Below are 16,863 nucleotides of genomic sequence, written 5' to 3' on the forward strand. Positions count from 1 at the left end.
GGGGGGATTTGGCTAGCGCTAGGATCGCGCGACGGCCAGGACGCACACCGTCCCGGCCCCGTTCTCCCAGAGTCGTGCCGCGCACTCCCGTGCTGTCGCTCCCGTCGTAATTACGTCATCGATCAATAGCAGATGTTTCCCCACCGGGTCAAAATTCCTTTGCGGTTGGAACGCCCCCGCAAGGTTGCGGGCGCGCTCGATGCCAGGCAGGCCCGCCTGCGCCGAGGTCGGGCGGACCCGGCGCAGCGCCTTGCGGACGGGAATGCCCTGCCGGTTGCCGAGGACGCGGGCGATCTCCTCGGCTTGATTGAAGCCGCGCGAACGCTCGCGAACCGGATGGAGGGGAACCGGAACCAGGGCGTCCCAGCGGAGGGACGCCGCATAGGTGCGGAACCCGGTTTCGAGCAGGTCGGCAAGCCAGGGAACCCGGTCGATCTGCCTCTTGTACTTGAGTCCCAGGACCGCCTCTTTCACCGCGCCGGAATAGCGGTAGGAAGCCCGGGCCCAGAGGAACGGCGGAGGGCTTTCCCGACAGCGCGGGCAGAGGAGAGCTCCGGGAGCGGAGCAGCGGCGACAGAATGGGGGAAGGTGCTCCCGGAGCGGTCCTTCCTCCGAGCGCGGGGGAAAGACGAGGGCGAGCAGCTCTTCCGCTAGGCGACCCGCCCCCGCCGCCGCGGTCCAAAGACGATCCACAAGAGGACTCCGAAGAGGGTGAGGATCAAGGGGCTCCACAGTCCGCCCGGCGACCCGCCGGGACGAGCCGCCAGTCCGTAGAGGAGGGCAACCCAGGCGGCATGGATTCCAACCGGCATCCAAAGAGCGCCGGTGACGAGATAGGCCGTGGCGAGAGCCGCTCCGACGGCGAAAAGGAGAAGGCCCTGGGCGTCAATCCAGGAAAAGGAGAGGATGGGCGCCAGGTGCGCCTGGAGGAGCTCCCAGCCGGAGAAGGCGGTGGGCGATCCTTTCCAGGCCTCCGGGGAGGAGCGCAGGTAGTGCGCGAGGCAGAAGAGGAGGGAGCTGGCGAGGATCGCGGGCAGACGGCCGAGGCCGCGCAGCAGGATGGAGAAAAAGATCCCGCGGAAGAGGAGCTCCTCGGTGAGGCCGATCAGCAGGCCCCGTCCCGTCCAGGCTCCCAAGGAAGCCGGGTCCCAGCGGAGCCCGACCTGGTGCCCGGAAGAGGCCGGGAGAAGCAGGGGGAAGAGGCAGGCGAGTCCGGAAGCGAGGCCGAGCAGGCATCCCCAGAGGAACGGGCGGAGTACGGGCCGGGTGAGGCCAACGTCGCTCCAGGAATGGATGCCCAAGGGCTTCCGGAAGAGGAGGAGCAGGAGAAGGGCCGAAAGCTCGAGGACACGCCGGAAGTATCGTCCGGGTGGGGCCGGATAGACCGGGCTCAGGAGTGCATAAACGGCGGGGCTCAACAGGGCGGCGGCCAGGAAGATCGCCACCAGGTAGGCGAGGAAGGCGGGAAGCGGAGAGGAAAAGCGCTCGGTCGCAGGCATCGACGACCGTGAGCATTCGGGGAAGGGAGGATCTCCCGCAAGCAGAATGGCGGAAATTTGAAGCCGATCGGCCGGGCGGAAGGGATAAGTGGTGCGCCCAAACGAAAGGCAGCGGCTCTCCTTTTGCATTTTTTCTACTGCGCGCACCGCTGCCTCCACCTATGCTTCGAGGAAAGGTGACGACGACACCGCTGGAGTTCGAGAAGACGATTTGGGAGATGGAGCGCACGCTGGAAACCCTGAAGGCACGAGCCAAGGAGAATCCGGTCGATCTGGAAGAAGAGGTTGCCACGCTGGAAAGGAAGCTGGGAGAGGCGCGCCGCTCGGTCTACGCCAGCTTGACCGCTTGGCAGCGTGTGCAAATCGCGCGACACCCCCAGCGGCCGTACACGCTCGATTTCTTGGAGCGGCTGGCTCCGGGTTTCCTTGAGCTCGGGGGAGACCGCGCCTTCGGCAACGATCCGGCGATGGTCGCGGGCCTGGCCACCTTCGGCGGGCGAAAGGCGGCGTTTGTCGGCCAGCAGAAGGGGCGGAATCTCAAGGAGAACCTGCGCCGCAACTTCGGCTGTCCTCATCCGGAGGGCTATCGCAAGGCGCTTCGCGTGATGCGGCTGGCGGCTACCTTCGGACTACCGATCGTGGCGTTCATCGACACGCCCGGAGCCTACCCGGGGGTAGGGGCGGAGGAGAGGCACATCGGTCAGGCGATTGCCGAAAACTTGGCCGAGATGTCGGTGCTGCCGGTACCCATCGTGGCGGTCGTCTTGGCCGAAGGAGGAAGCGGCGGAGCCCTCGGGATTGGCGTGGCCGACCGGATCCTCATGCTCGAAAATGCCTATTACTCGGTCATTTCTCCGGAGGGGTGCGCGGCGATCCTCTGGGAGAGCCGAGCCCATGCACCGCAAGCGGCGGAGGCGCTGCGGCTGACCGCCCAGGATCTCCATCAGATGGGGCTGATCGACGAGATCGTGCCTGAGCCGGAGGGGGGAAGCCATCGGGATTGGGAGAAGGCCGCGCAGCTGTTGGAAACGGTGCTGGCGCGCACGCTCGAGGAGATCTGCACCCGGGATCGGGAACTGCTCCTCCGCGAGCGGTACGAGAAGATTCGCCGGTACGGCGTCTGGGAAGAAAAGAGCGAATAGTCGTTCGGTATAGACGCCGACGGCCGAAGGAAAAGGCTTCCTGTCCATCATCGGCGTCTCTTCGTTTGGAGGGAAAGATGCGTTTTGCGATCGTAGCCAGCACCTACCATCCCGAATATTGCGATGCGTTGGTTGCGGGGGCAGAGGCGGAGCTCGGCGGGCATGAGCTGACCCTCTGCCGGGTGCCGGGAAGCTTCGAGATCCCGCTCCAGGTGCAGCGATTCGCCCGGACCGGGGAATACGACGCGATCCTGGCCTTCGGCGTGGTCTGGCAGGGAGAGACCGCGCATGCGCAGGAGATCTTGCGCGCAGTAACCGATGCGCTCATGAGGGTTGCCCTCGAGGAGGACGTGCCGGTCGTTCACGAGGTCCTCTCCGTAAAGACGGAAGCCGAGGCCCGGGAGAGAACGACGGGCGAGCTCTCCCGGGGAAGGGAAGGAGCTCGCGCCGCCTTGGCCATGGCCGAGCTCGGCCGGAGGATCTAACCGGGCTTGAGGGTGGGATTCGGAATGGGGGAGAAAAAAGGGAAGAGCTCGCCGCGGAGGACGGCCCGGGTGCGGGCCGTGCAATTTTTGTACCAGTGGGGGATCCGGCAGCAGCCTGCCCCTTCGCGGAAGAGCCTGGATGAGTTTTGGGCGCTGAGCCCCGCGAGCGGAGCGGTCCGCCCCTTTGCCGAAGACCTGATCCTGGGTACGATCGATCATCTCTCCCTCCTCGATGAGCGCATCGAGAGGTATCTGGAGAACTGGCAGTTCGGCCGATTGGCGGCTGTCGATCGGAGCATCCTCCGGGTGGCTCTTTACGAGCTCCTGTATCGCGGCGAGATCCCGCCGGTGGTCTCGGTGAACGAAGCAGTGGAGGTAGCGAAGCAGCTGAGCAGCGAGGAATCGGGGAAATTCATCAACGGGATCCTCGACCGCGCGCTGCGCGACCTGAACCGCCCGCTTCGGGCGGCGCAGGATGGGGAGAGCGAGGGATGAAGAGCTTTTGGCGAAAGCTGGTCGAACGGTTTACGCCGGCGGGAGGCGAGAAGGTCGACTGGGAGGCCCTGCTGCTCGAGGCCGACCTGGGGCTCGCCCTGACCGAGAGGTTGACCCGGCTCCTGGAGGATGAGGGGCTTCAGCGGAAGCCGCGGGAAGCGGAGGAACGGATCCGCGGGGAGCTGCGACGGATTCTCGCGGCGGAAGAGCCGGAGATGGCGAGCGCGGGGAGGCCCGAGGTCATCCTGCTCGTGGGAGTCAACGGTGGAGGGAAGACGACCACGGCGGCCAAGCTCGCGTTCCGCTACGGACAGGAGGGCAAGCGGGTCATGCTGGCGGCGGCGGATACGTTTCGGGCGGCGGCGGTCGAGCAGCTCGAGACGTGGGCGCGGCGGACCGGCTCTCTTTTCGTGGCCGGAAGCCCGGGAGCGGATCCAGCGAGCGTCGCCTACCGGGCGCATGCGCAGGCCGAGGAGGAGAAGGCGCACCTTCTCATCGTCGATACGGCGGGCCGCCTCGCCACCAAGAGCAACCTGATGCTCGAGGCGGGGAAGATCCGGCGCACGCTCGCCAAGCGGGACCCCGAGGCCCCGCATCGCGTCTGGCTGGTGGTCGACGGCACGGTCGGAACCAATGCGCTCTCGCAGGCAACCGAGTTTCATCGAGCCGTCGGGCTTTCGGGGCTGATCGTGACCAAGCTCGACGGCTCCGCCAAAGGGGGGATGATCGCGGCGGTCAAGGAGGAGCTGGGGATCCCGACGGTTTTCGTGGGAACCGGAGAGAAGGTCGAGGACCTTGCGCCCTTCGATCCCGACCGGTATGTCAGCACGTTTTTCGGAGGCTGATCTCCGTTGGATGCGGAGGGCCATCGCCCTCGCGCGCAGGGGGCTCGGCAGGGTCAGCCCCAATCCGGCGGTCGGGGCGGTCCTGGTCCGGGAAGGAAGGGTGCTCGGCGAAGGATTTCATCACGGCGCCGGCCTGCCCCACGCGGAGGTCGAGGCGATCGAGGATGCCGCTCGGCGGGGGAACGCCCCGAAGGGCGCGACCCTCTGCGTGACGCTCGAGCCCTGTTCCACGACGGGGCGGACTCCACCCTGCGTCGATCGGATCATCCGGGAGGGGATCGCCCGCGTCGTGGTGGGCATGGTCGATCCGAATCCCCTCCACCGGGGACGGGGTCTTTCCCTGCTCTCCGGGCGGGGAATCGAGGTGAGCCAGGGCCTGCTCGAGGAGGAGGTGCGGGAGCTCAACCGGGGCTTCGTTCGCTGGATCACCAGCGGCAGGCCTTGGGTCGTGCAGAAGAGTGCGACCTCCTTGGACGGAAGGATCGGGACCCGGCCCGGGGATAGCCGATGGTTGAGCAGTCCGGCGTCATTGCGGATGGCGCACCGGCTCCGGTGGGAGGCGGACGCGATCCTCATTGGGGCCGAAACCGCCCGCCGGGACGATCCGAAGCTGACCGTCCGCGTGCCCGGGCGAAAAGGGAAGCGGCAGCCATGGCGGGTCGTCATCAGCCGAAGCGGCCAGCTGCCCGCAAGCCTCCGCCTGCTGAGCGACTCCGCCCGGGAAAGAACCCTGATCTTTCAAAACTTTCCTCTGCCGCTGGTCCTCGAAGAGCTTGGCCGGCGAGGAGTCCTGCAGGCCTTGGTCGAGGGAGGCGGAAAGCTCGCCGGCAGCCTTCTGGCCGAAGGCTTGATCGACGAGGTGGCCCTCTTTCTCTGCCCGACGATCCTCGGGGAGGGGGCTCTCTCGGTCGATCCGCCGCGCCCGGGCTTGGGCGAGCATTTCCAGTTGAGGGAATGCCTCCGGTTGGGCGACGATCTCTTTTTGCGCGGGATTCGGAGGGATTCCGAAGGGGTGGACGCGGCGCGCGGCAAGACGGGATGGGGAACTACCGGGAAGGAGAGCCAGTGAGGGAAAAGCGCGAATCGGAAATCGGAGGCCTGCTCCTTTCGGAAGACGTCATCCGCGAGCGGGTGAGAACGCTCGGGACCGAGATCGGGGCTGCGTATTCCGCCGGATCCTTCGTTCTGCTGGGGCTCCTCAACGGGAGCCTTCTCTTCACGGCCGATCTCTTGCGGGAGCTTCCACCGGAAACCGAGGTGGTATTCTGGCGGGTCAAGAGCTACCGGGGAACCGTCTCCACGGGAATCCCCGAAGGAGTGGAAGCGGAGGGAGGGGAGTTCATCGGGCGGACCGTCCTGGTGGTCGACGACATCCTCGATAGCGGCTGCACCTTGTCAGCGGTGGAAAGGCGGCTGCGCGAGCTGGGTGCTTGCGCCGTGGATCATTGCGTCCTCCTCTCGAAGCAGAGGCCGCGCCTTCCCGGCACGCCGCTTCCCCGCTGGATCGGCTTCGAGATTCCGGACCGGTTCGTCGTCGGTTACGGGCTCGATTACAATGGGCGCTACCGGGGCTTGCGTTCGATCCGGGTGCTGGCGGAAGGGGACGCGATCCGGGAAGGATAGGAGAAGAGCCTCGGCAGGATGCCGGGCGCTGAGCCCGTGGCCCGCCAATCGCAGCTCGGCCTGCGCTTCGCGTTTGCCTCGGTCGCTGGATGGAGAGCGCGGGCGATCCCGGCAAAGCTTGTGGCCAGGCAGAGCGAGATGTTGTATGGGACTCTCCAGGGAGAGCGTTGGGTAAAGGATGAGCCTCAAGTTTCGTCGGCTGCGGCTGCAGAACTGGAAGAACTTCCTCCAAGTCGAGGTCGAGATCGGGGATCGGCTCTTCCTGGTCGGGCCGAACGCTTCGGGAAAGTCGAATTTTCTCGATGCGTTTCGCTTCCTTCGGGATCTTGCGCTGCCCGGAGGCGGCTTTCGGGTAGCCATCGACCATCGCGGGGGCGTGAGCGCGATCCGCTGCTTGGCCGCCCGCCGCTATCCGGACGTCGAAATCCAGGCATCTCTTCAGGCCTCCGACGGAGCCCTTTGGGAATACCAGCTCGCCTTCAACCAGGACAAGCAGCGCCGTCCCGCCGTGCGCAAAGAACGGGTCGAGCGCGACCGAAAGGTGCTCCTCGACCGCCCCAACGACGAGGACAAGGAGGATGCCGAGCGGCTGACGCAAACCTATCTCGAGCAGGTCAACGTCAATCAGCCCTTCCGCGAGATCGCCTCATTATTCGCTTCGATCCGCTACTTGCACATCGTGCCGCAGCTCGTGCGGGAGCCCGACCGCTCGGTGGGGAGGACGAACGACCCGTTCGGCGGAGATTTTCTTGAGCAGATCGCCAAGACCCAGGAGAAGACCCGCAATTCTCGGCTGCGGAAGATCCTGAAAGCTCTCAAGGTCGCCGTCCCCCAGCTCGTCGAGATCAAGATGGAGCGGGACGCGAAAGGGACGCCCCACCTCCGCGGCAAGCATGAGCACTGGAGGCCGCAGGGGGCTTGGCAAGCGGAGAATCAGTTTTCCGATGGGACCTTGAGGCTGATGGGGCTCCTCTGGGCGATTCTCGAAAAAGGGGGGCCTCTGCTGCTCGAGGAGCCCGAACTTTCCCTGAATCCGGCAATTGTTCGCGTCTTGCCGCAAACGTTCGCTCGGGTGCAACGACAGACGGGGCGGCAGATCTTCCTGAGCACCCATTCCCCAGACTTGCTCTCGGATGAAGGCATCGGTCTCGATGAGGTGCTCGTGCTTCGTCCTTCCCCCGAGGGTACCGAGGCAACGCTGGCGACCCGATTTTCGGAGATCCCCGCCCTGCTCGAAGGAGGAAGCAACCTCGCCGAAGCGACTCTTCCGAAGACGCGACCCAGCGACCCGGAACAGCTCGCCTTGGGCCTCGATCTTGAATGATGCCAGTCGGGAGCCTCATCTCCGCTGCGGTTGAGGGCCGTGTCGATGAGGCCGTCGTCAAGAAGCTGATCGTGCACGTCGGAGCAATTCCGGGCGATGTTCACGTCAAATATGGGAAGACGAAGCTCCGAGAGCGAATCGCCGGCTACTGCAATGCGGCCCGCCACACGCCTTGGATGGTGCTCGTCGATCTCGACCAGGAAGCCGATTGCGCTCCCTTGTTGCGGAAGCATTGGCTTCCTGAGCCTGAGCCCCAGTTGTGCTTTCGGGTGGCCGTGCGTGCGGTAGAATCCTGGCTGCTGGCCGATGCGCTCGGCCTCTCTCGATTCCTGGGAATCGCTTCGGCCAAGATCCCGTCAGACCCAGAGGCGCTGCCGGACCCCAAGGCTGCTCTGGTGGTGCTCGCTGGCGGTTCGAGAAAGCGAGAGATCCGGGAGGATATGGTCCCCCGTGTGGGAAGCGGACGAAAATCCGGACCGCTCTATCCGTCGCGTATGATCGAGCTTGTTCATCGCCACTGGCAGCCGGACCGAGCGGCCCAGCGCTCGGAGAGCCTTCGGCGCACGATCGAGCGATTGAGGCGACTCTGATCTCTTTTGCTACCGGGCTCGAGGCCCATCCGGCTGTTGTGTCGTTTGGCTCTTCCTCTTCTTCCCAAAGGGGGAAGCGATTCCTAAAAGAACGAAGGCTCCGGAAAGCCAGACGATCCAGTCGCCCGCAAGGCGGTAGAGGGTCGGGCGCGGGCGGTGCCACTGGGCGACGCCGAGGAGAACGCCTTCGCCCGCTTCGGCTTTGCCGCTCGCCTCCGGCAGGGAGGCCACGACGGCCCCGTTTTGATTGAGGAAGGCGGTGATCCCGGTGTTGCCACAGCGAAGGAGGGGGAGATCGAGCTCGATCGTCCGCAGGACTGCGTTGGCCAGATGCTGGCGTGCGCCCGGGGTCCCGGTGAACCAGCCGTCATTGGTGATGTTCACCAGGAGGTCGGGGTTGTCGCGGGCGACGCGGCAAGCATAGTCGGGGAAAGTGTCCTCGAAGCAGATCAGCGGGGCGATCCGTACCGAGGGGTCGTGCATCGGGAAGACGACGGGAGCATCCCCCGGGGAGAACTCGAGCTCGAAGGGGACAAGGTTCCGGAGGACCGGGAGCTGGTTGCCGAACGGAACGAACTCGCCGAAGGGGACGAGCCGGTTCTTGGCGTAGGCCTGGAGCGATTGCCCCCGGGGCGAGAAGAGGAGGGCGTCGTTGAAGAGCCGCTCACCCTGGATGCGCGGCGTGCCCAGGAGGAGCCAGGAATCGGAGGAGCCCACCCAGGCGAGGAGGGGGATGCGAAGGGAAGGCGTGGAGAGGAGATCGGCGCCGATCGGGCTTTCCGGCCAGACGATCAATTGGGGCCTTGCCTGGTCGGCGGTTTCGGTGAGGGAGATCTCGCGGGTAATCGCTTCCTGGGGATCAAACGGGTGCTCCACGCTCTGAGGAACGGCGGGTTGGACCAGGGCGTAGCGGAGTGTCTGGGCGACTTCCGTCGGGGTCGTAAGGAGGACGGAAAGGCCGTAGGAAGCGACCCCGGTCAGCAGGAGGAGACCGGCGGCAAGGTCGAAATGGAGCGCCCGCTTCTGCTCGCCGCGGATTTCGGCGCGGAAGCGGAGCCCCGTGAAGAAGAGAAGCCCGTTGCCGAAGACGAGGAGCCACGAAAGGAGAAGCCCTCCGCCGAGACGAGCCGCCTGGGCGAAGACGAGGGTCTGGTACTGGGAAACGCCCAGGCTATTCCAAGGGAACCCACCTCCCAGCCAGCCCCGGATCCATTCGAGGACGACCCAGGCCGAAGCCAAGGAGGCGGAGGCCAAGAGGTTTTCTTTGGGATGAAACGGGGCGTGGCCCGAGGTCCAGCGGCCGGCCAGGGAGAGCCAGAGCCCGGGATAGAGAGAGAGGTAGAGGACGAGCCCGACCGTCCCGGCAACCGTGACCTTTCCAATCCACCAGAGGGTAGCCCCGAAGAAGAGGAGCCCCAGAAGATAGCCCGCGGCCGCCCGCTCCCGCCAGTGCTCGAGGATTCGGGAAGCGGCCATCGCGGGGAGCAGGGCGACCCAGGCCAGCCCCGACCATGGCCAAGGAGGAAAGCAGGACGCGAGGAGGAGCCCCGAGAAGAGGCAGAGGGCGATCGCGGAGGTGACGCGGAGGGTGGATCGCCTTCGGCGCGTGCGGGCCGAAGGGAGCGAAGAGGAGGTGGGAAGGGAGGGAAGCGGGTCCACGGACGGGAAGGGAGGCTCCCGATCCTTCTATCGTCTTTGATCGCCTTTGGCGATAGGAAGACAAGGGGTTTTCCCCCTTCGGCGGGAGGAAGCGCCAGCGGAGCAAGGATCTGCTTCTGGGAACGGCTGGGGAGAAAGCCGGGAAATTTGCGATCGAGGCTTTTTTTTCCGGGAGCGCTATGCTATCGGCGATTGCCGAAAGGGAACCGCCACCACTTTTATGCTCAAACTCTTCCGCTCTCACTCGGGCTTTCTCGTGCTCATCCTGGGGCTCATCGGCCTTTCCTTTCTCCTCTTTTATAATGTCCCCGCCCTGAGCCGGTTGCGTGGGGGGGCCCTGGGGAAGATTGCCGGAGAGGGGGTTACCCTGGAAACGTTTCGCCTCTCGCGGCAGGCGGCGGAAATGGAGCTGGCCCTCTTTTCCGGAGGCAGAGTGCCTCGTCGGGGAGGGATGGATCGCCTCCTGAACGAAATTGCGTGGGGACGGCTGGTCTTCCTGGCGGAGGCGAAGCGGCTCCACTGCGTGGTACCCGACGACGTGGTGGTTCGGGCGATCGAGGCGCTCCCCTTCCTGCAAAAGGACGGTCAGTATAGCGAGGAGCTCTACAACCAGTTCGTGAACGGGTTTCTCGGCGGTCACGGAATCAAAGGCGAACGGTTCGTGGAGATCGTTCGGGAGAGCCTCCTCATCGATCAGGTCAAGCTTTCGCTTGTGGCTCCCATCCAGGTGGGACCGGGAGAGGTGGAGAGGCTCTACCGGTCGGAGTTCGGCCCGGCCAAGCTGACGGTCGTTCGGCTGTCGCTGGAGCAGTTCCTCCCGTCGGTCACGGTGACCCCGGAGCAGGTCGACGCGGAGCTCCGGCTGCACGGGTCGGATCCTTCGCTGCGGATTCCCGAGCAGCGGAAGATCGCCTTCGTCGAGTTTGCGCTCCCGCCGGAACAGAGCAAGCTTCCCGAGAAGGAAAAGAAGGAAGCGGAGGAGAAGCTCTTGCAGCGGGCGGAGGATTTTGCGGTGACCGTGAGCCGGGAAGTGGCCAAGAAGAAGGCCTTTTGGGAAAAGGCGCAGCAGCAGGGGCTTGCCGTCCAGGAAATCGGATCGGTCTCCGAGGAGAATCCTCCCGATCTGCCCGGGGGAGAGGGGCCCGCCCTCGCCGAGGCCGCCTTCGCCCTTTCCGAGGAGAATCCGATCAGCGACCCGATCCGAACGCCCGGGGGCTTTCGGGTGCTGGTGCTTACGGAAGTGGAGCCGAGCCGATCCCGGCCGCAGGCGGAGATCCGCGAAATCCTGCAACGGAGGCTGGCCGAGCGGCTTGCGTTCGGGAAGCTTCTCGAGCAGGGAAAGGAGACGGCGCAGAGCCTCCGGAAGGAGCTTGCGGCAGGCAAGTCATTTGCGGATCTCGTGCGGGAGAGGAAGCTGGCGGCGGAAAGCTTGACTCATTTCGTTCCCGCCGAGCCGTCCAAGGAGCTGCGGGACGGAGCGGAGATCGCGCTCGTGAGCCATCTCCTGGATCCTGGGGACCTCAGCCCGTTCACTCCGGTCCCGGGCGGCGGAATTCTTGTCTACCTGGAGTCACGGGAGCTTCCGGCTGTCCCGGAAAGCAAGGAGCTCCGGCACCAGATTGAGGAAGGGCTGCGGGAAAGTCGCGAGCAGGAATTTTTGGAGGAGTGGCTGACGGAAGAGAATCGAAAGCCGGGATACCAGTTGCCCAAGAGCTTGGCGAGCATGGGTCAGGAGGAACCTTGACCCGCGTTCGCGGCCTCCGCTCCTTGGGGCGGGGTGTCTCTTTGCGAACGGGCCGCCTCCGGCAGAGTGGGCCAGGCCCGGAGCCGAGCATCAGAAGTGGGAACTCCTGACGACGATGGAAAAGCAGGGAAAGGCGGGACGGCTCCTTCGCTTCCTCTTTGTGGGAGGCTCCATTGGTGGAATCGCGCTGACCGCCTATCTGACCGCGCTTTCCTGGTGGGGTAAGCTTCCCCCGGGCTGCAGCGCCGACGGAGGCTGCGGTACGGTCTTGACCAGCAGCTGGGCGAAGCTTTTCGGGCAGCCGGTAAGCTTGTACGGATTGGGCCTCTATGGTGCGCTTGCGGCTCTCTCGCTCTCGGGTTGGACGGCTTTCCGGCGAGGAGCCGCCCTCCTTCTCCTCCTCTTCGGGCTGCTCTGGAGCGCTCTCTTCGTCTACGTTTCGCTTTTCGTGCTTGGGGCGACCTGCCCCTACTGCCTGACCTCGGCGGGACTCCTTTTGACCCTGTTCGTCCTGCTTTTGCTCACACCGGGGCCCCAGCCGGATCGCCGCTTCTGGTTCGCCCTGCTGCCCGCCGTGCTGTTGGCTGGTGGGGGCGGCGTGGCCCTCTTTCACGTCTCATCGCTCCGGAGGGAAGGTGCGGCGCGCGCGGCAATGGTCGCCCAGCAGGAGGGGGAGGATCTGGCTTGGCTGGAGGCGCTGGCAACGCACCTGACCAAGAGCGGGGCGAAGTTCTACGGAGCGACTTGGTGCAATCATTGCCGGCTGCAGCGCGCGCTCTTCGGGAAGGCCGAGGCGCTCCTTCCCTTCGTCGATTGCGCGCCTGAAGGCCGAGGCGGTCCGATGGCCGCTCCGTGCCAGGAGATGGGTGTTCGGACCTTTCCCACCTGGACGATCGGCAATCGAAAGTACGAGGGGATCTTGATGCCCGAAACCTTGGCGGAGCTGACGGGCTTCCGCCCGCGCCCGGGCGGGAAGGGAGCTCCGCTGATCGGGCCCTGAGAGAGGCGGTTAAAACTTCCAGGCGAAGGTGCCTTGGAGCCAGAAGGGGAGGCCGGCCACGATACCGCCATAGTCGTTGGTTCGATCGGGCATGGAGCCGATGGCGTAGGGGAGCCAGTAGGGCTCGTTGGTCAGGTTGTAGATCCAGAGGGAGACTTCCCATTTTGGCTGGGAGTAGAAGATGCGGGCATTGATCAGGTATTGCCAGGGGATGGCGGTTGCGTAGTTGTAGCCGAGGAACTGCTGGCTCATGACGAGAGCGCTCAAGGTCGCGCCGAAGCCCGAGTCGGCCTGGTAGGTCACCATGGCGTTGACGACCTGCTGGGGCCAGCCGATGAAGGGGTAGCTGCCGGGAGGGAAGCTGGCATTGTTGTTGAGCGGGAGGTTGGCCTGGAGGGCGAGGGCGGTGGAGTAGGTTTGCGACATGGGCGGGCCGTAGGGCAAGCCGGACCAATCTTCGACTCCGCGGGCGAAGAAGTAGCCCGCACGCATCCACCAGTGGCGATCGGGCTGGTAGGTGAGGTTGGCTTCCAGGCCGGTAACGGTTGCCGGGGTGGGCGAGACATTGACGAAGTTGAAGAGGGGAATCTGCTGGGAGAAGCCCGCAAGCGAGGCATAGAGCCTGTTGTTCAGGAGGCTCCACTTGAAGCCTCCCTCGAAGAGCTGCTCCTGCAGGTCGAAGGAGCTGGAGGGGAGGCCGCTCGGGTAGACGTTGAATCCTCCGACCGCGCCCACGTTGGCGACATACATCCAGTTGTAGGTGAAGTAGGCGGTCCACCAGGGGAAAATCTTGTACAGGGCGCTGGCATTGATCATGGGAAGCTCCTGGATGGTTTGTGCCTGGACGAAGAGCTCGGGCGGGGTTCCTGGTGGGGTCTGGCTGGAGACGAAGTAGGTGGTGGCCCGGGCTCCAACGAGGAGGGAGAGCTTGTCGGTGATCTGGAGATCGTGCTGATAGAAGGGGGCAAGGGTCCAGTAGTTGGAGTCGGTCGTTCCGGCACTTCCATTGAGCGGCTCGAAGTAGACGCCGGGCATTCCCGGGATCGGCCACTCCCCGCCTCCCGGGGCGCGGGGATTGCGGATCAGGGATTGGAAGAAGGCCGTCTGGGTGAGGTTCCAGCTCGTGGGGTTGGTGCGGAGGATATCCCAGGCGTTTGCGCTGCCGAACCACATTTGGGATTCGTAATCGAGGTTGTGCTCGAATCCCCACTCGACGCCGGTGTCAATCTGGTGTTGGAGCAGAAGCTTGCCGAGGAGCTTGCTTTCCCGGGAGCTGCTTTCCTCGGATTGGCCCAACGGGGTGGCGAACTGGGCGAGGAGCTCGGTGCGGTTGTCGATCTCGTAATCTCCCATGGCGACTTCGGTATAGTAGGAGGCTGGCGCAACCACCGCGTTGCGCCCGTAGTAGGCGAAGGTGTTGTTGCGGAGCTGGAGGCCCTCTCCGAGCTGGAGCCGCTGGACGAGCTGGAGGAAACCCGTGTAGGCACGGCCTTCGGACTCGGGGTTGTTGGCGATCATTCTTCGGCTGATCGGCTCCAGGGGCCCCGCATAGCTGGCGAAGCCGGGGTTATTGACCGTCCCGATCTGGACTTGGGAGAGGGGCAGGGAGCCGGTGTTGTAGAGCCCATCTTGGATGAGAGCGCTGGTCGGCCGGTTCATCCACGACATCATTGGCGTGAAATCGTAGGTGCCGAAATCGGAGTAGAAGTCGACCGAGTAGTTGTCGGTGGGGCGGGCGCCGAGAGCAAGGTAGACATTCTGCTGGTCATTATGAACGTCGGGCTGGTAGTAGCTTCCGTTCTCGATGCCCATGTAGCTCAGCCGATAGGCGACCTTCTGCTCCTTGTCGATCGGACCGCCGATGTCGGCTCCCCACATGTAGTTTTGATACATGCCCGTGGTATCCCACACCTGCCCGCGGAAGCGGTCGAAATAGGGCTGCTTGGTGATGTAGTTGACCGTACCGCCGGCCGCCTGCTCTTGGCCAAAGACGGCGGTGGCCGGCCCCTCGGTGATGTCCTCGGACTCGACCATGTTCCAATTGAAGGGGGTCAGGGGCATGCCCGCTTGGAGAGCGGTAAACTGGATGCCATTGATGTAGGGCTGTGCGGCCATGCCGCGGACGGAGGGGGCGGCCATCATGCCGCCGCTGTTTTCGCTGATGGCACCCGGGATCAGGAAAGCGGTGCTCAAGGGATCGAGGTAGCCTTGGGCGGTCATGCCCGAGGAGCGCATCAGGGTCTGGTTGACCGGGGTGACCTGCCGCGGGGTGTCGAGGACCGAGAGGTCGAGGCCGTAGACCGAGGAGCTGTCGGTCGGCAGGACGTCCGAGGCGGGAGGAGGTGCCGCCGTCACGGAGACTTCGGGGAGCGTGGTCGTGGTTTCCATGGCGGGCGTGGACGACTCGAATGGAGCTCCGTATCCCGCGCTCTCGTAAAGGAGGAGGAGTGAAAGGAGCGCGGCGGAGACGGGGCGAATGCCCCCGCCTCCTCGGCGGGATGGAGGCGAGGAAGGTCCTGCGCTCCGCCGGTGAGGCCTCATGTGGGCCAAGAGTAGAAGAAAGAGGTGAGAATCCGCTATCGCGCTCTTGCGAATTTTTGATGGAAGATTGCGCGGAGGCACGCTTTCCCGGTGCGTCGGCCTCTGCCCGCGTCTTGGGGAAACGCTATGTCGCCAGCAGGCGCCGGGGCTCGATGCCGAAGAGCGGGGCTAAGCGGAAGAGGCCAAAGATCAGGAAGCCGACGAGCGGCAGGCTCACTGCGACCGGGGCGGGGAGGCGCGCGCCCTGGCCCAGGATGAGGAAGAAGCGATAGATCAGGAAGAAGGCGATCAGGATGAAGATCGCGTGGAAGACGCCCGCGGTCGGGTGCCTCCGATTGAGCCGGGCTCCTTCCGAGAGCCCGAGCAGGAGGAGGACGAAGGCGGAGCAGGGCTCGGCGAAGAGGTTGTAGAATTGAATCTTGTAGGGGGCGAGGGTCCTGGGGGAGAGCTGACCCGGCTTTTCGATCAGCTTCCAGAGCTCGCGGGCATCGAGATCCCGCGGCTTGGTCTGGAGGGCCACCATGCGCTGGGGCGGGGTCTCCCAGGCGGGCAGTGCCAGCTCAGGAAACCGGGTGGAGCTGCGAAAGTTGCCTGTCGCGTCATAGTCGACACGATTGACGTCGGTCAGGACCCAGTGGCCGTCCTTCCATTGCCCCAGGCGGGCAAAGTATTTTCTTTGATCGACCCCGAGTGCGTTCTGCACGATGACCTCGAGGTTGTGTGCCTGCTTCGTCGCAAGGTTGATCTCCTGAAAGTACCAGATCCGGTGTTGGGCTTCCTCCCGAAAGATCATCCCTCGAACCGAGGTTACGACGGAGCGATTGCCTTTGATCTGCTCCATGATCTGGTCCCGCTTGGCCTGGGAGTTGCCGCCGGGACCCAGCTGGACGGCGAGGAGCGCGGCGGTCAGCCCGATGCCTACGACCAGGAAGGGAAGGAAGATGCGGCTCAAGGGGACGGAGCAGCTCTGCATGGCGATGAACTCGCTGTGCCGCTGGAACTGCATCAGGCAATAGAGGGCGGCGAAGAGGGTCGCCGGGGGCGCCACGATGATCAGTGCCGCCGGCAAGAAGGCGGTGTAGTAGGAGACGACGATGGCGGTCGGGGTCTTGTTGGTAATGAAGTCTTCGAGCGAGCCGAAGAGGTCGGCCAGGACCAGGAGCGAAAGGAATCCCAGGATCGAGAAGAGCAGGGGCCTGAGAAAGGAGGAGTAGAGGTAGCGCGAGAGGATCTTCACGGGATTGGGATCGCGCAGGAGGGATGGGTGATCAGGGCGAGGTCAGGCCGACGACCACAAGACCACGGAAGTCCCCCTCTTTGTATCCGACCGCCTGATCCTGGGGGTAGCGTTCGCGGAGCACGGCTCTCACATCGGGCGACAGGGAGGCCGGGTCCCCGTGGCAGGAGAGGCAGAGCGCGGCGACCCGGATCGGCTGGTAGTAGCGGTAGGTCGTCTTGCCCTCGCTCACCACCTTCTGCAGAAGATCTGGCGGGAGCGACTCCTGCCGCGACCCTGCCTCCAGGTAGATCTGGAGAGCTTGCCGTTCAGCCGGGTCGGGTGCATCCGCAGGATTGCGCACAAGGTTGGAGGTGCGCTTGAGCAAAAAAATCGTCCCGGCCGGGCGTGCCTGGTCGCGCACCTCGGACGTGAGCTTTGGTGCTTGGATCTGGCAGACCGAAATGGCATCGACCGGTCCCCCTTTCGTCAGGGCTCGGGTGAGCTCTTCCCGGATTGTCGCCAAGAGCTTCTGCGCCACCGGCCTGGCGATAGCGCGAATCTGCTCGGTCTTCTCAAGCGACGGTTGCAGGACGAGCGGCTGGGCACTGGCTTGGGCCGAAGATCGCTCGGTCCCGAAGAGGAAGAAGAGTGCGAGGAGGACCGGAAGAAGAAGGCTCATACGCGATCCCGAGGAGGG

At 64.8% G+C, this 16,863-nt stretch carries 16 protein-coding genes; 10 read left to right on the forward strand and 6 right to left on the reverse strand.

Annotated elements, in window-relative coordinates:
• Positions 1-18 precede the first annotated feature (18 nt).
• Together MacB4_RS09555 and MacB4_RS09560 are read right to left on the reverse strand one after the other, a co-directional pair.
• Positions 19-693, reverse strand: coding sequence for a ComF family protein (locus tag MacB4_RS09555; protein ID WP_206863605.1), 675 nt, complete (start codon positions 691-693; stop codon positions 19-21).
• On the reverse strand, positions 651-1,499 hold the full coding sequence (locus MacB4_RS09560) for a CPBP family intramembrane glutamic endopeptidase (RefSeq protein ID WP_206863606.1): 849 nt from the start codon (positions 1,497-1,499) through the stop codon (positions 651-653). The genes MacB4_RS09555 and MacB4_RS09560 overlap by 43 nt, the downstream gene beginning before the upstream one ends.
• Before the next feature lie 176 nt (positions 1,500-1,675).
• On the opposite strand from MacB4_RS09560, the gene MacB4_RS09565 reads away from it, so the two are divergent.
• From MacB4_RS09565 to MacB4_RS09600, 8 genes are all read left to right on the forward strand, one after another.
• The gene (locus tag MacB4_RS09565; protein ID WP_255551657.1) at positions 1,676-2,641 is read left to right on the forward strand and encodes an acetyl-CoA carboxylase carboxyltransferase subunit alpha; all 966 of its coding nucleotides are present in this window, start codon (positions 1,676-1,678) and stop codon (positions 2,639-2,641) included.
• Between the two features lie 77 nt (positions 2,642-2,718).
• Positions 2,719-3,126, forward strand: coding sequence for a 6,7-dimethyl-8-ribityllumazine synthase (gene ribH / locus MacB4_RS09570; protein ID WP_206863608.1), 408 nt, complete (start codon positions 2,719-2,721; stop codon positions 3,124-3,126).
• A gap of 24 nt (positions 3,127-3,150) precedes the next feature.
• Positions 3,151-3,621 (forward strand): transcription antitermination factor NusB, encoded by a 471-nt coding sequence (nusB, locus tag MacB4_RS09575; RefSeq protein ID WP_206865024.1) that lies wholly within the window; start codon positions 3,151-3,153, stop codon positions 3,619-3,621.
• Positions 3,618-4,466 carry a signal recognition particle-docking protein FtsY gene (gene ftsY / locus MacB4_RS09580; protein WP_206863609.1) on the forward strand — a complete coding sequence of 283 codons (849 nt, stop codon included), beginning with the start codon at positions 3,618-3,620 and terminating at the stop codon, positions 4,464-4,466. The genes nusB and ftsY overlap by 4 nt, the downstream gene beginning before the upstream one ends.
• Positions 4,467-4,476: 10 nt before the next feature.
• Positions 4,477-5,535, forward strand: coding sequence for a bifunctional diaminohydroxyphosphoribosylaminopyrimidine deaminase/5-amino-6-(5-phosphoribosylamino)uracil reductase RibD (gene ribD / locus MacB4_RS09585; RefSeq protein ID WP_206863610.1), 1,059 nt, complete (start codon positions 4,477-4,479; stop codon positions 5,533-5,535).
• Positions 5,532-6,089 carry a phosphoribosyltransferase gene (locus tag MacB4_RS09590; protein ID WP_242529221.1) on the forward strand — a complete coding sequence of 186 codons (558 nt, stop codon included), beginning with the start codon at positions 5,532-5,534 and terminating at the stop codon, positions 6,087-6,089. The genes ribD and MacB4_RS09590 overlap by 4 nt, the downstream gene beginning before the upstream one ends.
• 178 nt (positions 6,090-6,267) lie before the next feature.
• Positions 6,268-7,413 carry an AAA family ATPase gene (locus tag MacB4_RS09595; RefSeq protein WP_206863612.1) on the forward strand — a complete coding sequence of 382 codons (1,146 nt, stop codon included), beginning with the start codon at positions 6,268-6,270 and terminating at the stop codon, positions 7,411-7,413.
• Positions 7,410-8,003: a hypothetical protein gene (locus tag MacB4_RS09600; RefSeq protein WP_206863613.1), complete on the forward strand. Its 594-nt coding sequence runs from the start codon at positions 7,410-7,412 to the stop codon at positions 8,001-8,003. The genes MacB4_RS09595 and MacB4_RS09600 overlap by 4 nt, the downstream gene beginning before the upstream one ends.
• A 9-nt stretch (positions 8,004-8,012) precedes the next feature.
• Here MacB4_RS09600 and lnt read toward each other — a convergent pair whose 3' ends face one another.
• Positions 8,013-9,662, reverse strand: coding sequence for an apolipoprotein N-acyltransferase (lnt, locus tag MacB4_RS09605; RefSeq protein WP_206863614.1), 1,650 nt, complete (start codon positions 9,660-9,662; stop codon positions 8,013-8,015).
• Positions 9,663-9,882: 220 nt separating this feature from the next.
• On the opposite strand from lnt, the gene MacB4_RS09610 reads away from it, so the two are divergent.
• Positions 9,883-11,406 carry a SurA N-terminal domain-containing protein gene (locus tag MacB4_RS09610; protein ID WP_206863615.1) on the forward strand — a complete coding sequence of 508 codons (1,524 nt, stop codon included), beginning with the start codon at positions 9,883-9,885 and terminating at the stop codon, positions 11,404-11,406.
• Positions 11,407-11,521: 115 nt separating this feature from the next.
• Positions 11,522-12,406 (forward strand): vitamin K epoxide reductase family protein, encoded by an 885-nt coding sequence (locus tag MacB4_RS09615; protein ID WP_206863616.1) that lies wholly within the window; start codon positions 11,522-11,524, stop codon positions 12,404-12,406.
• 9 nt (positions 12,407-12,415) lie between these two features.
• Here the strand turns inward: MacB4_RS09615 and MacB4_RS09620 are convergent, their stop codons facing one another.
• From MacB4_RS09620 to MacB4_RS09630, 3 genes are all read right to left on the reverse strand, one after another.
• A complete protein-coding gene (locus tag MacB4_RS09620) occupies positions 12,416-14,794 on the reverse strand; it encodes a TonB-dependent siderophore receptor (RefSeq protein ID WP_206863617.1) in 2,379 nt (792 codons plus the stop codon).
• A 277-nt stretch (positions 14,795-15,071) separates the two neighbouring features.
• Complete coding sequence (locus MacB4_RS09625) at positions 15,072-16,184, reverse strand: LptF/LptG family permease (RefSeq protein WP_206863618.1); 1,113 nt, start codon at positions 16,182-16,184, stop codon at positions 15,072-15,074.
• 31 nt (positions 16,185-16,215) lie between these two features.
• Complete coding sequence (locus MacB4_RS09630; RefSeq protein WP_206863619.1) at positions 16,216-16,845, reverse strand: DUF3365 domain-containing protein; 630 nt, start codon at positions 16,843-16,845, stop codon at positions 16,216-16,218.
• Positions 16,846-16,863: the final 18 nt, after the last annotated feature.

The organism is Methylacidimicrobium sp. B4, assembly GCF_017310545.1.
In the GTDB taxonomy this organism is placed as follows: domain Bacteria; phylum Verrucomicrobiota; class Verrucomicrobiia; order Methylacidiphilales; family Methylacidiphilaceae; genus Methylacidimicrobium.